The sequence below is a fragment of the Oleiphilus sp. HI0080 genome, from assembly GCF_001635135.1.
Genome location: NZ_LWFU01000446.1, coordinates 1 through 3250 on the forward strand (window position 1 = coordinate 1; position 3250 = coordinate 3250).

Below are 3250 nucleotides of genomic sequence, written 5' to 3' on the forward strand. Positions count from 1 at the left end.
CATCAATCACAATTAGCCTATCCATTGCTGCGATGGTCGAGAGACGATGCGCAATAGCAATGACTGTCTTGCCTTCCATCAGGTTATACAGGCTCTCTTGAATGGCGGCCTCGACTTCCGAGTCGAGTGCGGAGGTTGCTTCGTCTAGCACGAGAATAGGAGCGTCCTTCAGTAACACTCTCGCAATTGCGATTCGTTGCCTCTGTCCACCGCTGAGCTTAACGCCACGCTCGCCAACGTGAGCTTCATAGCCTGTGCGTCCCTTGGCATCACTGAGCCCCTGAATAAACGTATGCGCTTCCGCTTTTTTAGCGGCTTCAATCACTTCTTCAATCGTGGCGTCAGGGCGACCATAGGTGATATTTTCGAACACGGATCGATGGAGTAGGGAGGTGTCCTGCGTTACCACGCCTATTTGTGCTCGCAAGCTTTCCTGTTTGACTTGGTTAACGTCCTGCCCATCTATGCGGATGCTTCCTCGGTTTAGATCATGGAAGCGCAGAAGTAAGTTGACCAGTGTGGATTTTCCAGCACCGGAACGACCAACTAAACCGATCTTCTCGCCTGCTTTAATGTTTAGCGATAGATCTTTGAGAACCTGTTCTCCTAGCGTGTATTCGAAATCAACATGGTTAAATTCGATGGCGCCGTGTCTTATGTCGAGTGGTTTGGAGTGCTTTTTATCTTGAATGACTTTGGGTTGAGCAATGGTGTTCATGCCATCCTGAACTGATCCAATATTTTCAAATAGGTTTGATACCTCCCACATGATCCATTGCGACATTCCGTTCAACCGAAGCGCTAGGCCGATTGCCACCGCAATTGCCCCAGTGCTAACAGCATCATTGGACCAAAGATATATCGATAAGGTTGAAATCGAGAATAGCAGCAGCGAGTTCAGAAACCAGACACTTACATTGAGCTTGGTGACCAGGCGCATTTGAGGGTGAACCGTTTGCAGGAAATCATCCATTGCGCTCTTTGCATAGTCTGCTTCTCGCTGAGCATGGCTGAACAGCTTTACAGTCGAGATGTTCGTATAGGTATCAACCACACTGCCTGTCATCGCTGAGCGCGCATCGGCTTGTTGTGTTGAAATCTCTCTTAGTTGAGGTATGAACGCTCGCAGCGCCCCGAGATACCCCAGGAACCAAAGGATGAGCGGTATGCAAAGGGTTGGATCTGAAAGCCCCAATACACTGACCATGCCGATAAAATAAACCGAGACGTAAAGCAAAACGTCGAGTAGCTTCATCACGGCTTCACGCACTGATAAAGCCGTTTGCATTACTTTTGTCGCGATGCGGCCTGCAAATTCATCCTGAAAAAAGCTAAGGCTCTGGCCTAGTAGGTAGCGATGGCTATTCCAGCGTATCCGCATCGGATAGTTCCCTAACAAGGCTTGATGAATGATGCTTGAGTGCAGCAGAACGGCAAACGGAAGAATCACAAGCACAATTAACGCGTAACTTATCAGGGTGTTCGAGTGATTCTGCCAGAGAGTTTCAGGCGTATTTGCGGTTAGAAGATCCACTAACTCGCCCAGAAAACGAAATAAGCTGACTTCCATCACCGCGATACATGCGGTCAGTCCCGCCATGACGAGAAGATGTGGAATAACGCCTCGCGTATAGTGGATACAAAATGCCGCCAGCGTTGATGGGGCTGTTTCTGGAGGCTCTGGTGGAAATGGATTAACGAGTTTTTCGAAAAAACGAAACATGTATACCTTGGTCGAGATATCTATAGTGTAAACACGCGTGCAGTATAAACCTTTGTTCAACTATACTCACTTAAAGATCAAAGGAGATTGATTGCTGTGTTCGACCGGATTCAGTTAAAACAAAAAGAACTTTTCGAATGGTTAATGCAGCCGTGCCGCGAAAATCAGAGCGGCTTAGAGAGGGTTGCACATCGGGTCTCGCGTATTAGTTACGCGATTGTGCGGGATCTTACTCAGGGTAGCCTCACGTTACACGCGATGAGCCTAGTGTTTACCAGCATTCTGTCGATTGTTCCCCTGCTTGCACTGAGCTTTTCTTTGCTACGTTATTTCAATGTGCAAAACAGATTTTTGCCGATGATTGAGCACTTTTTGTTGCCCATGGGAGAAAAAGGGCAGGAGATTCATCAGGCGATTATGCAGTTCGTAGATAATGTAAAGGTTGGTGTGCTAGGGGCTGTTGGCTTGTTGTTGTTGCTCTACACCGTGCTATCTCTGGTACAGAAAATCGAGTTTGCGTTTAATCGAATTTGGTTTGTCGCAAATACGCGCTCAATTAGTCGTAGGCTTAGTAACTATTTAAGCATGATTTTTGTCGGACCGATTCTGGTGGTGGCCGCAATATCGCTCACCAGTGGTTTGTTTGAAAGCGCTCTAATTAAGCAGTTGTCGCTTGTTGAGCCTTTTGGTGTTTTCTTCACAATTGCGACAGATTTAATGCCAAGTATTGTCTTGATTACGGCCTTTGCTTTTTTCTATGTGTTGGTGCCTAACACTAGAGTAAGGGCATCGAATGCGTTTGTTGGTGCGATCGTCGCAGGCATTATTTGGCAGATTGCCGGGCAGGCGTTTACTGCGTTTGTTGTAAGTTCGGCGCGTTATGATGTGATTTATTCCGGCTTTGCGGTAGGTATTGTTGCGCTATTATGGCTTTACGCGAGTTGGCTAATATTGCTGCTTGGTTCAAGCATTGCCTTTTATCTTCAGAACGATAACTACATAACGCGCGTTCTGAATGTGAAAGGTTCTCCAGTTGAAATAGAGCAGTTAGCGTTGCGTGTCATGATTGATGTGGCAGATGCGCAAGAGCGAAGAAGCTCTCCTATAAAGCAAGACGCATTGGAATCGATTCGTGGAGTGCCGGGCGTTTTAGTAAGGGAAGTGGTTGAGACCTTGCTTAAGGGGAAGCTGATCATCGATGCTGGAAAAGACGGCGACTGTTTTGTACTCGCGCGGTCTAGTGATCTTATCAGCGTCGCCGATATTTTGAGTTTGGCTCGACAAAAGCACTCGCGCCACTTGGCCGATATTCCTGAGGGTGTACGTACGATAGCTAAAGATCTGAATCAATTTATTGAGACGCAGTATTCTGAGAAAACCTTGAGGGATTTAATATCCACGTAAATTCTGCGAGTGAGTATCTGTTACGATACGTTTTATGGATGTGTGCCTTCCCGGTCGCCGAGCCTACTAACAATAAATACATCGAATAATAAATACATCGAATGAACGGAGTAAGTATGGGAC

General features: G+C 46.8%; 2 protein-coding genes. One reads left to right on the top strand and one right to left on the bottom strand.

Annotated features, from left to right (window positions below; all coding sequences use genetic code 11):
• On the bottom strand, nt 1-1723 hold a 1723-nt coding region (locus A3751_RS08830), incomplete at its 3' end, for an ABC transporter ATP-binding protein (RefSeq protein ID WP_068454552.1).
• A gap of 96 nt (nt 1724-1819) precedes the next feature.
• Between A3751_RS08830 and A3751_RS08835 the strand changes: the two genes are divergently transcribed.
• Nucleotides 1820-3127 (top strand): YhjD/YihY/BrkB family envelope integrity protein, encoded by a 1308-nt coding sequence (locus A3751_RS08835; RefSeq protein ID WP_068454554.1) that lies wholly within the window; start codon nt 1820-1822, stop codon nt 3125-3127.
• Nucleotides 3128-3250: the final 123 nt, after the last annotated feature.